The 237-nt window shown below is 36.3% G+C and carries 1 pseudogene; it reads right to left on the bottom strand.

What is annotated here, in order from left to right:
* Positions 1–99 (bottom strand): annotated as a pseudogene (locus KVT11_RS20590) (tyrosine protein kinase); the annotation flags it as partial.
* Positions 100–237 lie beyond the last annotated feature (138 nt).

Here is a 237-nt window from a genome sequence, read left to right as displayed (position 1 = left end):
GTTTGTACGGATGTTACGGTACTGTTCCGCAATACGTGACTTAGGCTCTTTATGTGTAATTAATTGTCGTAATGGTTTTCTTTTTTTTCTCCCGAACATGGTATGATCTCCTCTTTTCAAAATGCGACACTTTCCCCTTTATCTCTCTATGTTCGATATGCTACGCTCATTTTTCATTTTTTTATACTGTTAATTTCCCCCATCACTTTCCTCTACACTTCATCATAACCAATCATA

The organism is Bacillus sp. GbtcB10 (genome assembly GCF_019091365.1).
Taxonomy (GTDB): domain Bacteria; phylum Bacillota; class Bacilli; order Bacillales; family Bacillaceae; genus Bacillus; species Bacillus altitudinis.
Note: the sequence above shows the minus strand (reverse complement) of the source record. Positions and strands in the feature narration are given on the sequence as shown.